The sequence below is a fragment of the Tistrella bauzanensis genome (genome assembly GCF_014636235.1).
Taxonomy (GTDB): domain Bacteria; phylum Pseudomonadota; class Alphaproteobacteria; order Tistrellales; family Tistrellaceae; genus Tistrella; species Tistrella bauzanensis.
The window spans coordinates 111,546-125,086 of sequence record NZ_BMDZ01000003.1; the positions used below are offsets into that span (position 1 = coordinate 111,546).

The 13,541-nt window shown below is 68.6% G+C and carries 13 protein-coding genes; 6 read left to right on the forward strand and 7 right to left on the reverse strand.

Annotation, left to right across the window (positions count from 1 at the left end; translation table 11 throughout):
* The 7 genes from IEW15_RS02630 to IEW15_RS02660 form a co-directional block, all read right to left on the reverse strand.
* Positions 1-1,110, reverse strand: coding sequence for an HD domain-containing phosphohydrolase (locus IEW15_RS02630; protein WP_188574601.1), 1,110 nt, complete (start codon positions 1,108-1,110; stop codon positions 1-3).
* Positions 1,111-1,202: 92 nt separating this feature from the next.
* Positions 1,203-2,078: a carboxylating nicotinate-nucleotide diphosphorylase gene (nadC, locus tag IEW15_RS02635; RefSeq protein WP_188574603.1), complete on the reverse strand. Its 876-nt coding sequence runs from the start codon at positions 2,076-2,078 to the stop codon at positions 1,203-1,205.
* A gap of 19 nt (positions 2,079-2,097) precedes the next feature.
* Positions 2,098-3,687 (reverse strand): L-aspartate oxidase, encoded by a 1,590-nt coding sequence (locus IEW15_RS02640; RefSeq protein ID WP_188574605.1) that lies wholly within the window; start codon positions 3,685-3,687, stop codon positions 2,098-2,100.
* Positions 3,687-4,676, reverse strand: coding sequence for a quinolinate synthase NadA (nadA, locus tag IEW15_RS02645; RefSeq protein WP_188574607.1), 990 nt, complete (start codon positions 4,674-4,676; stop codon positions 3,687-3,689). Before nadA ends, IEW15_RS02640 begins: the two co-directional genes overlap by 1 nt.
* A 139-nt stretch (positions 4,677-4,815) precedes the next feature.
* Complete coding sequence (locus tag IEW15_RS02650; protein ID WP_188574608.1) at positions 4,816-5,214, reverse strand: GFA family protein; 399 nt, start codon at positions 5,212-5,214, stop codon at positions 4,816-4,818.
* A 118-nt stretch (positions 5,215-5,332) separates the two neighbouring features.
* Positions 5,333-6,178 (reverse strand): exodeoxyribonuclease III, encoded by an 846-nt coding sequence (xth, locus tag IEW15_RS02655; RefSeq protein WP_188574610.1) that lies wholly within the window; start codon positions 6,176-6,178, stop codon positions 5,333-5,335.
* A 15-nt stretch (positions 6,179-6,193) separates the two neighbouring features.
* Entirely contained in the window at positions 6,194-6,583 is a 390-nt protein-coding gene (locus IEW15_RS02660; protein ID WP_188574611.1) for a HesB/IscA family protein, read from the reverse strand.
* Positions 6,584-6,868: 285 nt separating this feature from the next.
* Between IEW15_RS02660 and IEW15_RS02665 the strand changes: the two genes are divergently transcribed.
* Genes IEW15_RS02665 through scpB form a run of 6 tightly spaced genes read left to right on the forward strand, consistent with a single transcriptional unit; the run spans position 6,869 to position 13,517 of the window.
* Positions 6,869-8,062: a deoxyguanosinetriphosphate triphosphohydrolase gene (locus tag IEW15_RS02665; protein ID WP_188574613.1), complete on the forward strand. Its 1,194-nt coding sequence runs from the start codon at positions 6,869-6,871 to the stop codon at positions 8,060-8,062.
* A 2-nt stretch (positions 8,063-8,064) separates the two neighbouring features.
* Positions 8,065-9,810, forward strand: coding sequence for an arginine--tRNA ligase (gene argS, locus IEW15_RS02670; RefSeq protein WP_188574615.1), 1,746 nt, complete (start codon positions 8,065-8,067; stop codon positions 9,808-9,810).
* On the forward strand, positions 9,810-10,835 hold the full coding sequence (locus IEW15_RS26280; RefSeq protein ID WP_188574617.1) for an SPOR domain-containing protein: 1,026 nt from the start codon (positions 9,810-9,812) through the stop codon (positions 10,833-10,835). The genes argS and IEW15_RS26280 overlap by 1 nt, the downstream gene beginning before the upstream one ends.
* A complete protein-coding gene (nagZ, locus tag IEW15_RS02680; RefSeq protein ID WP_188574619.1) occupies positions 10,832-11,875 on the forward strand; it encodes a beta-N-acetylhexosaminidase in 1,044 nt (347 codons plus the stop codon). The genes IEW15_RS26280 and nagZ overlap by 4 nt, the downstream gene beginning before the upstream one ends.
* A gap of 3 nt (positions 11,876-11,878) precedes the next feature.
* Entirely contained in the window at positions 11,879-12,790 is a 912-nt protein-coding gene (locus IEW15_RS02685) for a segregation and condensation protein A (RefSeq protein WP_188574622.1), read from the forward strand.
* Positions 12,783-13,517: an SMC-Scp complex subunit ScpB gene (gene scpB, locus IEW15_RS02690; protein WP_229707762.1), complete on the forward strand. Its 735-nt coding sequence runs from the start codon at positions 12,783-12,785 to the stop codon at positions 13,515-13,517. Before IEW15_RS02685 ends, scpB begins: the two co-directional genes overlap by 8 nt.
* The last annotated feature ends 24 nt before the right edge of the window (positions 13,518-13,541 follow it).

Sequence of the window (13,541 nt, forward strand, 5' to 3'; positions counted from 1 at the left end):
TCATGCCATCGCGCGGGGGATGCGCTGCAACATCCAACTGTCGGGCAGGGTGAAACCCGGCATGTCGCCACGCACGACCGCCAGTGCCACGGCCGCGATGTCCTGGTCATAGCAGCGCCCGTCATTGCGCGCCAGTTCAGCTTCCACCGCCGACAGGGTCAGATGCCGGCGATAGGGCCGGTCGGTCAGCATGGCGTCGACGACATCGGCGACCATCACGATCCTGACCGGCAGCGGGATGTCGCAGCCGGCAAGGCCGCACGGATAGCCACTGCCGTCCAGCCGTTCGTGATGGCTTGAGATGATCAGACGGACCGTCTGCGGCAGGTCCAGATTGCCGGTCATGTCGGCACCGATACGGGCATGGGCGCGGATCAGGGCCAGTTCCTCGTCGATCAGCCGGCCGGGTTTCACCAGCAGGCTGGTCGGGATGCCCAGCTTGCCGACATCGTGCAGCAGCGCGCCCAGCCTGATCATCTCGCGGGTTTCCTGGTCGATCCCCAGTGCCACCGCAATGGCGACCGACAGTTCCGACACCTGATGCTGGTGACCGGCGGTATAGGGGTCGCGGGTCTCCACGGCGGTTGCCAGGGCATCGACGGCGGTGCGCAGGGTTCGGGTCAGGCGTGCCTGAAGGGCATCCTGATCGGCCGAGAGCCGGCGCGCCCGCTCTTCCAGGTCATGCAGGGGCGTGATGTCCAGCGCCGAGCCGAAGATGCGCCTGATCGAACCGTCCGGTGACGGCACCGGAATCAGGGTGGTGCGCCACCAGCGCACGCCGTTCGGCATCGTCAGGCACTCGTCATAGGTCTGGATCTGCCGGGAGGTCATGCAGATCCGGTAATTCGGCACGACCTGTGCCGAGATATCGGCCATCAGCGGCATGTCCATGCGCCGGCCCATCATCGTCGCGCGGTCCATGCCGGTCGCCTGCTCGTGCAGGCTGTTGCTGGCCCGGAACACGAAGCCATCGGCCACGGCATCGATCACGAAAGCCGGTGTCGCCACCAGTTCGACGAAGTCGACCAGATCCTGATCCGACGCGTCGAGCAGCAGTCTCGCGACCGTGCTGGACCGCCTTTCCTCATCAATGCCGCCCTGGCCTGCCACGATGGGTTGTGTCCGCCGCTGTGATACTCAATGGGGCATGCATAGCGGAACATCATTGAGAAATCGTTTACAGTGCGGGTGTCTGCGGTCGATCAGCCGACATCGAGACCAAGGTCGAGGATCGGCGCGCTGTGGGTCAGCCAGCCCGCCGAGATCAGATCCACCCCGCTTGCGGCGACAGCGGCGACGGTGTCTCGGCTGATCCGGCCCGATGCCTCGGTCATCGCCCGGCCGGCGGTGATCGCCACGGCGTCCGCCAGCATGCCAGGGGTCATGTTGTCGAGCAGCACGGCGTCCACGCCGGCCTCCAGCGCCAGCATCAACTGGTCCAGCCGGTCCACCTCCACCTCGATCTTCACCAGATGGCCGATGCTGCGGCGGGCGCGGGTGATTGCCTGTGTCACGCCGCCGGCGACCGCGATGTGGTTGTCCTTGATCAATACGGCGTCATCCAGGCCGAAGCGGTGATTGGCGCCGCCGCCCGCCCGCACGGCATATTTCTCCAGCGCCCGCAGGCCCGGCGTGGTCTTGCGGGTGCAGGTGATGCGCGCCTTGTGGGGCCGTGCGGCATCGACCAGCCCGGCGGTGGCCGTGGCGATGCCCGACAGCCGCGATGACAGGTTCAGCGCCACCCGTTCCGCCCCCAGCACCGACCGGGCGGGACCGTCGATGGTCAGCACGACATCGCCGGCCGCGACCCGCGTGCCGTCGGGCCGTTGGATGTCGACGCGGATGGCCGGATCGAGCAGACGGAAGGCCAGCGCCGCGATGCCGGCCCCCGCGATCACGCCCGGCTGGCGGGTGGCGATGGTGCCGCGCAGGCGGGCATCGGCCGGTATCACCGCCATGCTGGTGATGTCGCCGGCCCGGCCCAGATCCTCGATCAGCGCTGCCCGCACCACCGGTTCGGTCAGGATGTCGGGCAATGGCGGCAGGTCGATTTCGGTGGCGATGCTGGTCTGGTTCATGGGGCTCGCTTCCCGCGGCTTATGGATGGGCATGCTGACTGATGATGGCGGAACGCTTAAGGGGCGGCTGCCATGCGGGGGCACTGTCATCGCCGGCACCGCTATCGCGGCGATAATGGGCACCGATGCTGATTGGCCGGTTGCGGGCCGCCTCGGCGATCAGCCGGCAGACCAGCGCACGGTCGTGCAATGTGCCGGGCAGGGTCGGATCATCGATCACCGCATCCGCCTGGGCGATCATGCGGTCGAGACCGTCCCGGTCGCGGATCGTGCCGGTGGTGGCGGTCATCATCCGGCGCAGTGTTCGGGCGATCATCCGACTCCGGCTGGTCGGGGCGGCCATCGACGCACTGGCGGATACCTCCATGGCGCCGGATGGCTGATCTGCGGGCAGCCGTCCCGCAATGTCCTCGGCTGCCCAGCCCCCGCAGACCAGGGCTTCGAGCAGCGAGTTCGACGCCAGGCGATTGGCGCCGTGCAGCCCGGTGGCCGCCACTTCACCCACCGCCCACAATCCATCGATCGAGGTCCGGCCGCGACCATCCACGGCGATGCCGCCCATATGGTAATGGGCAGCGGCAGCAACCGGGATCGCCTGCCGCACCGGGTCCAGCCCCACGGCCACGCATGCGGCATGGGCATTGGGGAAGCGTCGGGCGAAATCGCGCCCGATGGCCTTGGTGCCGTCCAGGAACACCCGCCGGCCCTGGGCGGTCGCGGCGGCGACCGCACGTGCCACCACGTCGCGCGGCGCCAGATCGCCGCCATCGACCCCGGCCATCAGACGGTGGCCCCGGTCGTCGATCAGCACCGCGCCGGCCCCGCGCAGGGCTTCCGAGGCCAATGGCATCGGGTCGCGGCCAATATCGATCGCGGTCGGGTGCATCTGCACGAATTCCAGGTCACGCAGCCGGGCACCCAGACCTGCGGCCAGGGCGAGCCCGCTGCCCGTGGCACCGGGTGGATTGGTGGTCGCGGCATAAAGACCGCCGATGCCGCCGGTGGCGAGCACCACGGCCGGTGCGGCGATGGTGGCCGGACGGTCGGCGATGGTGACACCCAGCCCGGCGATACCGCCCGCGGCATCGCGGTACAGGGCCGTGGCCCTTGCGTGTTCGATGATCTGGATCGAGGGTGTGGCGCGGGCGCGGACGAGCAGGGCGGCCAGGATCGCGTGTCCGGTGGCATCGCCGCCGGCATGCAGGATGCGGGGCCGGCTGTGGGCCGCTTCCAGGCCGGGGGTCGGGCGTCCGGATGCATCGCTGTCGAAACGGGTGCCGATCGCCATCAGCCAGTCGATACAGGCAGGTGCTGCGGCGGTGATCCGCGCCGCCATCGCCGGATCGACCAGTCCGGCGCCGGCGGCGATGGTGTCGGCGGCATGCAGGCCCGGATGGTCGTCCGCGTCGATCGCGGCGGCGATCCCGCCCTGTGCCCAGCCGGTGGCGGCACTGCCTGCCCCCGGCTGGTCTGCCAGGATCGGGCCCGCCGACAGCACCAGAACCGGCAGCGGCGCCAGTTTCAGCGCCGTGGCGAGCCCGGCGGCACCGGCCCCGACGACGACCACGGCCTGTGGCGTCGATGATCCGCGAAGGGATGGGCCGGTCATCACCGCACCGCCAGCATGCGGTCCACCGCCCGCCTGGCGCCGGCGGCGATGGCATCGGGCACTGTCACTTCATGGGTCAGGGTTTCCAGCGCATGGCGGATGCCGGGCAGGGTGATGCGCTTCATGTGCGGGCACAGATTGCACGGCTTCACGAAACTGATCTCAGGAAAGCCGGCCGCGACATTGTCGCTCATCGAGCATTCGGTGATCAGCGCCACCCGCTTCGGCCGGTCGCGGGCGACGAAATCGATCATCTCGGCGGTCGATCCGGCGAAATCGGCCACCGCCACCACTTCGGGTGGGCATTCCGGGTGGGCAACGACGGCGACACCGGGATGACCGGCGCGGATCTCGGCGATATCGGCCGGGGTGAAGCGCTCATGAACCTCGCAGGCCCCCTCCCAGGTGATGATCTCGACCGATGTGCGGGCGGCGATATTGCGGGCCAGATAACCGTCGGGGATCATGATCACCCGCGGCACGCCCAGGCTTTCCACGATCTTCAGCGCGTTGCCGGAGGTGCAGCAGATGTCGGATGCGGCCTTCACCTCAGCCGAGGTGTTGACATAGGTGATCACCGGCACGCCGGGATGGCGCGCGCGCAGATCCGCGACATCGGCGGCGGTGATCGAACTTGCCAGGGAGCAGCCGGCGCGCGCGTCGGGGATCAGCACCGTCCGGCCGGGATTCAGGATCTTCGCGGTCTCGGCCATGAAGTGCACGCCGGCCAGAACGATCACCGAGGCTTTGGCGGTGACCGCCTCACGCGCGAGCGCCAGGCTGTCGCCGACGATATCGGCCACGCCATGAAAGATTTCGGGCGTCTGGTAGTTATGGGCCAGGATGATCGCGTCGCGATCCTGCTTCAACTGCCGGATCGCCGCGACATCTTCGGCATGAACCGCCCATTCGATCTCGGGCATCACATGGCGCAGCATTGGCGGCATCGGGATGGGACGGGCGGCGCGGGCGGGCTGAAGGCTGGCCATCGGGCATCTCCTGTCGCCGTCCGGCTGTGGGACGGCTGACGTTTATGCTCAAATCGAGCATTTATATGGACCGGAAAAACCGGCCGAAGCCGGTGTCCCATTAATATAGTCAGAATGAGCTTAAGCCGGTCAAGCACGATCAGCCGCTGCGGGGCGACGACGGCAATCCGCCCAGCGCCACCCAGGGCAAGGCATCCTCCGTCCAGACATGCATGCTGGGCGCGAAATCTGCGGCGTCGTCCAGGCTGGCGGTCAGGATGTGAACCTCGCCCGGCCAGCGCCGGCCGCGCAGCGTCAGGGTGGTGCCACAATTGGCACAGAAATCGCGCACCGTACCGTTGCCGCCGTCATGGCGGCACGGCCGGCCGGCCAGCAGATCGAACTGCCGTTCTGGCCAGCAACCATAGGTGGAGAATGGCGCGCCCGTCGACCGGCGGCAGCTGTTGCAATGGCAATTGACCACCCACCACGGGCGACCGCGCACGGCATAGCGAACCGCGCCGCAGAAGCAGCCGCCTTCGAATTCGCTGCCAGACATTGTCTCTCCCGCATCACTGGGTGCCGCATCACAGGGCGCCCCATCACAGGGTGCCCCACTACAGGGCGATTGGCGGGTGATCATATGCCATTTCTGCGACAGAGCGAAAGCGGCTGGTTCAGCCGGCGGCGGCGGTTTCGATCAGTTCATCCGGGGGGCCATAGGGCGCGCCGGCGGGCATGCTGTCGGCGAGCCGCACCCAGACCGGCGTGTGGTCCGATGCCTTCTCGCGGCCACGCGGGCTGCGGTCGATATCGCTGGCCTCCAGCCGGTCGGCGGCTTCGGGCGACAGCAGAAGATGGTCGATGCGCAGACCATGATCCTTCTGCCACATGCCGGCGCGGTAATCCCACCAGCTGTAGCGGCCGGCTTCGGCATGCAATGCGCGGAAGGCGTCGGTCCAGCCCTGATGCAGCACGGCGCGATAGCGGCGGCGTTCCTCAGGATGGAACAGCACATCGCCGGCCCAGCCCTTGGGGTCATAAAGATCAACTGCTTCGGGCGCGATGTTGAAGTCGCCACCGATCACCGCCGGCCGCGCGGCATCGGCAAGCATCGTCCGGGCATGAGCTTCGAAGGCATCCAGAAAGCGGAGCTTGTAGGGGAATTTCTCCGAGGTCACCGACTGGCCATTGGGCAGATACAAACTGGCGACCCGGATATCGCGGTCGCCCAGCGCCACGGTTCCCTCGATCCAGCGGGCCTGGTCGTCGTCGAAGCCGGGCAGGCCGCGGGTGACGTCGCGGATCGGTGCGCGCGCCAGGATGGCGACACCATTATAGGTCTTCTGGCCATGCGCCACGGCGTGATAGCCGGCAGCCTCGATCTCGGCGGCCGGGAAGCGGTCGGTTTCGAGCTTCAGTTCCTGAAGCAGAACGATGTCGGGTTTCGCCTCGCCCAGCCAGTCGAGGACATGGGTCAGGCGGGCCTTCAGGGAATTGACGTTCCAGGTGGCGATGATCAACCGGGGGCCCGCCGCTCAGAACACGCTGAACGAGGTGCCGCAGCCGCACGAGGCCGTGGCGTTGGGATTGGTCATCGCGAAGCGCGAACCGGTCAGATCCTCGGTGAAGTCAAGCTCGGCGCCCAGCACGAACGGGATCGAGGCCTCGTCGATCAGGGCTTCCGCGCCATCGCGGGCGATGACCACGTCATCGGCGCCGACCGCGCCCTTGTCGATCGAGAATTCATACTGAAAGCCCGAGCAGCCGCCGCCGGAGACCGCGATGCGCAACCGCACCGGCGCGCCTTCCTTGTCGGAAATCCGCCGGATATGGCGCGCGGCCCGCTCGCTCAGGGTCAATGGCGGCAGACCACCCGCGGGCGCGCTGCTGCTGACCAGGGTATCGGTGGCGTCGGAAGCGGCCATGGATGACCTCCTGACAAAATCTGGACCGGCGGCCGGAACTGTCGCCGCGTTGCCCCATCATGTAGGCAAGGCGGGGGGGCAGGTCAACCAGATCGGGGGCAGGGCTGTTCTGCGCGGGCTCTGGGTGCCAGCACCCGGAGGCCGTCGGTATTCGGGGCCGTGGTTGAAGCAGGCCGGTCTTGGGGGTAGCCTTGGCGTCGCGCACCCGCTGACCGCATCTGCCCGCCCGCTCTGAACCGCATCTGCCCGCCCACTCTGAACCGCATCTGCCCGAAGGTCGCTGCCTTGCCTATCTCCGACGCCGACCATCTGGCCCCCTATGCCTGCCGCCCGGCCCGCGGCCGCCTGATCGATGAACCGGAAAGCCGGATCCGATCGCCGTTTCAGCGCGATCGGGACCGTGTGGTGCATGCCCGATCGTTCCGGCGGCTGATGTACAAGACCCAGGTCTTTGTCAGCCATGAGGGCGACCATTACCGCACCCGCCTGACCCACAGCCTGGAAGTCGCCCAGATCAGCCGCACCATCGCGCGGGTGCTGCGGCTGGACGAGGATCTGGCCGAGGTGGTGGCGCTGGCCCATGATCTGGGCCATCCGCCCTTCGGCCATGCGGGCGAGGACGCCCTGGCGCAGGCGGCGGCGGCCTTCGGCGGCTTCGACCACAATGTCCAGGCGCTGCGCGTTGTCACGATGTTCGAACGCCGCTATGCCGCCTTCGACGGCCTGAACCTCACCTGGGAGACGATCGAGGGTCTGGCCAAGCATAACGGCCCGTTGACCGGTCCCCATGCCGCACCCAGACAGCGCCCGCCCGTCGTGTCGGAAACGCTGGCGGCGATCGCGGCTGTGAAGCCGCTCGACCTCGACGGCTGGCCGTCGATCGAGGCGCAGGTCGCGTCTCTGGCCGACGACATCGCCTATATCGCCCATGACATCGATGATGGCCTGCGTGCCGGGCTGCTGTCGATGGACCAGGTGGCGGGACTGCCGCTGGTGGGGCCGCTGCTGGCAGGGCTGATCACCGAGTATCCCGGGCTTGAGCAGCGCCGGTTGATCGGCGAGCTTCTGCGCCGGCTGATCGACCGTCTGGTGACTGATCTGATTGAGGAAACCCGCGGTCGGATCGCTGCCGCGAAGATCGACCATGCCGATGATGCACGCCACGCCGGCGCGCCGACGGTTGCGTTTTCCGCCCAGATGGACCAAGACAGGCGCGCGATCCAGTCGTATCTGTTCGGTGCTGTCTATCGGCATGTCCGGGTCAACCGGATGACGTCGAAGGCACGTCGGGTGGTGCGCGATCTGGTGGCGCTGTTTCTGGCCGAACCCGAATGCCTGCCCGATGGCTGGCGTGAGCGGACCGACGGGCCTGGAACCGCTGTGACGGCCCGTGTGGTCGTGGACTATGTGGCGGGCATGACCGACCGTCTTGCCCGCGACGAATATGAAACCTTGTTCAACCCATTCGTCAGGACGTGATGTTGAGCGTCTTCGAAGAGTTTCGCGCCAGGATCGTCGGCATCGTCGAAGCACTGGGCGCCGAAGGGCTGCTGCCGCAGGGCCTTGCCACCGCGGCGATCGCGGTCGAGCCGCCGCGCGACCCGGCCCATGGCGACCTTGCCACCAATGCGGCCCTCGTACTGGCCAAGCCGGCCCGGATGAAGCCCCGCGACATCGCGACCCTGCTGGCCGGACGGCTTGCCGCCGATGGCGATGTCGAGGGCGTCGAGGTGGCGGGGCCCGGCTTCGTCAATCTGCGTCTGCTGCCCGCCTATTGGCAGGGGCTGGTGCGCGACGTGCTCGCCGCCGGGACCGGCTATGGCACGCTCGCCATCGGCGCCGGACGCCGGGTGAACATCGAATATGTCTCGGCCAATCCGACCGGACCGATGCATGTCGGCCATGCTCGCGGTGCCGTGGTCGGCGATGTGCTGGCCAGCCTGCTGATCAAGGCCGGCTATGACGTCTGTCGCGAATACTACATCAACGACGCCGGCAATCAGATCGAGGTTCTGGCCCGGTCGGTTCATCTGCGCTATCGCGAGACGCTGGGCCAGACGATCGGCGAGATCCCGGCCGGCCTGTATCCGGGCGATTATCTGGTACCGCTGGGGCAGACGCTCGCCGCCGAATTCGGCGACCGGTTCCTCGATGCGCCGGACGCCGACTGGCTGGGGCTGTTCAAGGCCCGGTCGGTCGAGGCGATGATGACGCTGATCCGTGAGGATCTGGCGGCGATGGGCGTGGTTCATGATGTGTTCAGTTCGGAAAAGGCGCTGCATGACGGCGACGCCATCGACGCCGCGCTGAAGACGCTGACCGATGCCGGCCATATCTATGAAGGCGTGCTGGAGCCGCCCAAGGGCAAGCTGCCCGATGACTGGGAGCCGCGACCCCAGACCCTGTTCCGCGCCACCGCCTTCGGCGATGACGTCGATCGGGCGCTGAAGAAATCGGATGGCAGCTACACCTATTTCGCCGCCGACATCGCCTATCATTTCGACAAATACCGGCGGGGCTGGCCTGAGCAGATCGATGTGCTCGGGGCCGACCATGGCGGCTATGTCAAGCGGATGAAAGCGGCGGTCAAGGCGATTTCCGGCGGCCATGCGGAACTCGACGTCCTGCTCTGCCAACTGGTCAATCTGATGGCCAATGGCCTGCCCGTGAAGATGTCGAAGCGTGCCGGCACCTTCGTGACCCTGCGTGAGGTCGTGGACGAGGTCGGCCGCGACGTTGTCCGCTTCATCATGCTGACCCGCAAGAACGACGCTTCGCTGGATTTCGACATGGCAAAGGCGGTGGAGCAGTCGCGCGACAATCCGGTCTGGTATGTGCAATACGCCCATGCCCGCGCCCGCTCGGTTCAGCGCAATGCCGAAGAGCAGGTCGGCGTGGCGGTGCCGGCGGCCGGAACGGCGCCGCTGCACCGGCTGACCCATGACGCGGAGCTGACGCTGATCCGCCGGATCGCCGAATGGCCGCGGCTGATTCAGGGGGCGGCCGAGGCCCATGAGCCACACCGGATCGCGTTTTATCTCCAGGATCTGGCGGCGGATCTTCATGCGCTGTGGACGCGCGGCCGCGAGGATGACAGCCTGCGGATCATCGTCGCCGGCGATCCGGAACTGGTCGCCGCCCGTCTGGCGTTGATCGAGGCGGCCCGCCTGGTCATCGCATCGGCGCTGGAGGTGATGGGTGTCCAACCGGTCGAGGAGCTGCACTGATGGCGCAACCGCCGCTCAACGGTGACGACGACGAAGGCGGGCTTCGCGCCGAGCCGCGGCGGCCCGCCGGCGGGCCGCGACCACCGCGGACCGAGGCGTTCGAACCGGCCACCCGGCTTGCGCCGCGCCGGCACCGGCTGCGCCCCTTCGCCGTGGCGGCGGCGGCGCTGCTGTTCGCGGGCCTGGTCTGGTACGCCTTCGACCAGCGCGACGCCTCGATGCGTGACGCACCGCCGCCGCTGATCGCCGCCGATTCGACGCCGATGAAAACACTGCCCAAGGAACCGGGCGGCATGGATGTGCCGCATCGCGACAAGACCGTTTATGACGCCCTGGGTGGCAGTGGCACCGCGCCGTCGTCGGAACCCGAGCGGGCGCCGGTCGAACGCCTGCTGCCGCCGCCGGAAGAGCCGATCCTGCCCGAGCCGTCCGATGACGAGGCGGCGCTGGCCGATGCGGGCGAGGCCATGGCGCCTGACCCGATGCCGGATCAGACCACCGGGCTGCCGGCAGAGCCGCAGGCAGCGGCGCCATCTGAAGCTGCACCCGCGCCGGTGGCGCCAGAAGCCGCGACACCAGCACCGGCCACACCAGCACCGGCCATACCAGCGCCGGCCACACCAGCGCCCCAGGCGGTGAAACCCACGCCGGCGCCGGTCGAGACGCCAAAGCCGGTCGACGTCCCGAAACCCGTCGAGCCGCCAAAGCCGGTCGAGCCGCCCAAGGCGCCGGATCTGCGCGATGTGCGCACCGGGGCCGATGCCACCGCGGGCATCGCCGGATGGAAGATCCAGCTGGGCGCGTTCAGCGACGAGGCCGCGGCCCGCAAGGGCTGGGACACGCTGCGCGCCCGCAACAAGGAACTGGTCGCCGGGCTGCAACCCGCGATCGTTCCGGTCAAGGTGAAGGACAAGGGAACCTTGTATCGACTCCAGGCCGGCCCGCTTGCCGATGGTGGTGCCGCCAAGGCGCTGTGCGAGCGGTTCGCCAAGGCCAAGCTCGCCTGCTTCCCGGTGGCACCATGAGCGCCGCCTCTCCGAGCTGTCCGCCCGGCGTGAAGCCGGTGATCATCGGCTGCCAGGGGCACCGGCTGACGGCTGACGAGCGCGCGATGATCGCTGGCGAGCAGCCGTTGGGGCTGATCCTGTTCGCCCGCAATGTCGACACGCCGGAACAGGTGGCGGCTCTGGTCGCGGAATTCCGCGACGCGGTGGGCAATCCCTATGCGCCCGTGCTGATCGATCAGGAAGGTGGGCGGGTCCGCCGGCTGAAGCCGCCGCTCTGGCATGCCCTGCCACCGGCGGGGGCGATCGGCAATCTGCACCGCAGGGATCCCGCGGCTGGGCTGACCGCGGCACGGCTGGTGGGCCGGCTGATCGGTGCCGATCTTCTGGCGCTTGGCATCGACGTCAATTGCGCGCCGGTGGCCGATGTCCGCTTCACCGGCGCCCATGAGGTGATCGGCGACCGCGCCTATGGGACCGACCCGGTCAAAGTGGCGGCACTGGCCGGCGCTATGGCTGCGGGATTGGGCGAGGCCGGCGTGCAGCCGGTGGTGAAACACATCCCCGGTCATGGACGCGCGGCGGCCGACAGCCACGCGGAACTGCCGGTGGTCGATGCGTCGCTGGACGATCTGCGGGCGGCCGATTTCGCGCCCTTCGTGGCCTTGAACCGGCTGCCCTGGGCGATGACCGCCCATGTCGCCTATCCGGCGATCGATCCAGACCTGCCGGCGACCCTGTCACCCGCGGTCATCTCGCAGATCATCCGCGGCGAGATCGGTTTCGACGGCGTGCTGCTGTCGGACGATGTCTGCATGGATGCCCTGGATGGCGACATGCCGTCGCGCGCTGTGGCGGCGTTGACCGCCGGCTGCGATGCGGTTCTGCATTGCAGCGGTGCCACCGCCGAGACCCGTGCCGTGCTTCAGGCCGTGGCGCCGGTCGCCGTCGAGGCCCGGCGCCGGCTGGATGCCGCGGCGGCCTGGTCGGCCAGGCGCCGTCAGCCCCGCATCGATTCCGCCGCCGACCGCAAGGCGCTGAGCGGGTTGATCGGCGACTGAGGGATGACGGATCCAGGCATCGCCGACACTGCGGCGCCGGGCGCCGGACGGCCGATGCAACTGGTGCTGGACCTCGACGGCTTTGAGGGGCCGATCGATCTTTTGCTGTCGCTGGCCCGCGACCAGAAGGTCGATCTGGCCCGCATCTCGATCACCCGTCTGGCCGATCAGTATCTGGGCTTCATCGCGGCCGCCCGCCGGATGCATCTGGAACTGGCGGCCGATTATCTGGTGATGGCCGCATGGCTGGCCTATCTGAAATCGCGGCTGCTGCTGCCCGATGCCAATGCCCCCGGCGACGAGGACGAGCCGAGTGCCGAGGAGATGGCCCAGGCGCTGGCCCAGCGCCTGCGACGGCTGGAGGCGATGCGGCGGGCGGGCGAGGCGTTGCGCGGCCGTCCGCTTCTGTGGCTGGACCGCTTTCCCACCGGTGGCGCCGACACGCCCGGCCGGATCGTGCAGCGCCAGGCAACCGACGGGTTGGGCGATCTGATCGCGGCCTATGCCCGCATCGCCGAGCGCCGCTTCCGCAGCGTGCTGACGGTGACGCCATCGCGGCTGATGACCATCGATCAGGCGATCGAGCGGCTTCAGGCGATGCTGCCGGGCCTGCCAAGGCGCTGGGTGCCGCTGATCGCCCTGCTTCCGGCCCTGCCGGTATCGGCCGGCGCATCGTCATCGGCGGGTGATGACGGGGCGGATGAACTGACGGTTGCGGCGGGGCAGGCGGCAGCGGCCCGGGTGCGCCGGCTGGAACGCCGCGCGGCCCTGGCGGCCAGCTTCGTGGCGGTGCTGGAACTGGCGCGGCAGGGCCAACTCGCCATGTCGCAGGCCCGGCCAGGGGCCCGGCTGATGATCCACCCGGACCGTGATGCCACATCCGCGCCTGTCGATGGGGAGGGGCCGCATGACTGACGACCAGCCACCCATGATGGCCGATGACGCTTCTTGTGATGACGCGCCGGGTCGTGATGACGCGTCGGGGCACCGCCATGCCATGCGGGTGATCGAGGCCGTGCTGTTCGCGAGCCCCGATCCGGTGCCCCGTGCCCGTCTGGCCGAATATCTGCCGGCCGGTGCACCGGTGGATATGCTGCTGCAACACCTGGCCGCCGATTATGCCGGCCGCGGCATCGAGCTGGTGCGCCGCGACGATGCCTGGGCGTTCCGCACCGCACCCGATCTGGCAGCCCATCTTCAGGCGCGGGTGATCGAGCCCCGCCGGCTGGGTCGTGCGGCGCTGGAGGTGCTGGCGATTATTGCCTATCACCAGCCGGCGACCCGGGCCGAGATCGAGGATATCCGCGGCGTCGCCCTGGCACGGGGCACGCTGGACCTGCTGGTGGAGGCGGGGTTCGTGCGGCCGCGCGGCCGCAGGCAGGTGGTCGGCCGGCCGCTGGAATGGGTGACGACCCCGCATTTCCTGGACCATTTCGATCTGGCATCGCTGGCCGATCTGCCGGGTCTCGACGAGTTGAAGGCGGCGGGGCTGATCGGCGGTGCGCGTGGCATCGCCGACTATGCGGCCGAGCGTGACCAGCCGCAACTGCCGCTGGTCTTGCGATCGCGCGGTCGGCTGGACGGCTTTACCGCCGGCACCGACAGCGGCGCCGCGCCGGATGATGGCGGGAAGCCGGGCTGATCGCGGCCCGGATGCGATCTTTGC

Bases quoted from the DNA above. Each gene is read 5' to 3' on its own strand.
- IEW15_RS02650 (WP_188574608.1), bottom strand. From the start codon at position 5,214: ATGTCTGGCAGCGAATTCGAAGGCGGCTGCTTCTGCGGCGCGGTTCGC.
- IEW15_RS02640 (WP_188574605.1), bottom strand. From the start codon at position 3,687: ATGACCGGCCCATCCCTTCGCGGATCATCGACGCCACAGGCCGTGGTC.
- scpB (WP_229707762.1), top strand. From the start codon at position 12,783: ATGACTGACGACCAGCCACCCATGATGGCCGATGACGCTTCTTGTGAT.
- nadA (WP_188574607.1), bottom strand. From the start codon at position 4,676: ATGGCCAGCCTTCAGCCCGCCCGCGCCGCCCGTCCCATCCCGATGCCG.
- IEW15_RS26280 (WP_188574617.1), top strand. From the start codon at position 9,810: ATGGCGCAACCGCCGCTCAACGGTGACGACGACGAAGGCGGGCTTCGC.
- IEW15_RS02660 (WP_188574611.1), bottom strand. From the start codon at position 6,583: ATGGCCGCTTCCGACGCCACCGATACCCTGGTCAGCAGCAGCGCGCCC.
- nagZ (WP_188574619.1), top strand. From the start codon at position 10,832: ATGAGCGCCGCCTCTCCGAGCTGTCCGCCCGGCGTGAAGCCGGTGATC.
- nadC (WP_188574603.1), bottom strand. From the start codon at position 2,078: ATGAACCAGACCAGCATCGCCACCGAAATCGACCTGCCGCCATTGCCC.
- IEW15_RS02685 (WP_188574622.1), top strand. From the start codon at position 11,879: ATGACGGATCCAGGCATCGCCGACACTGCGGCGCCGGGCGCCGGACGG.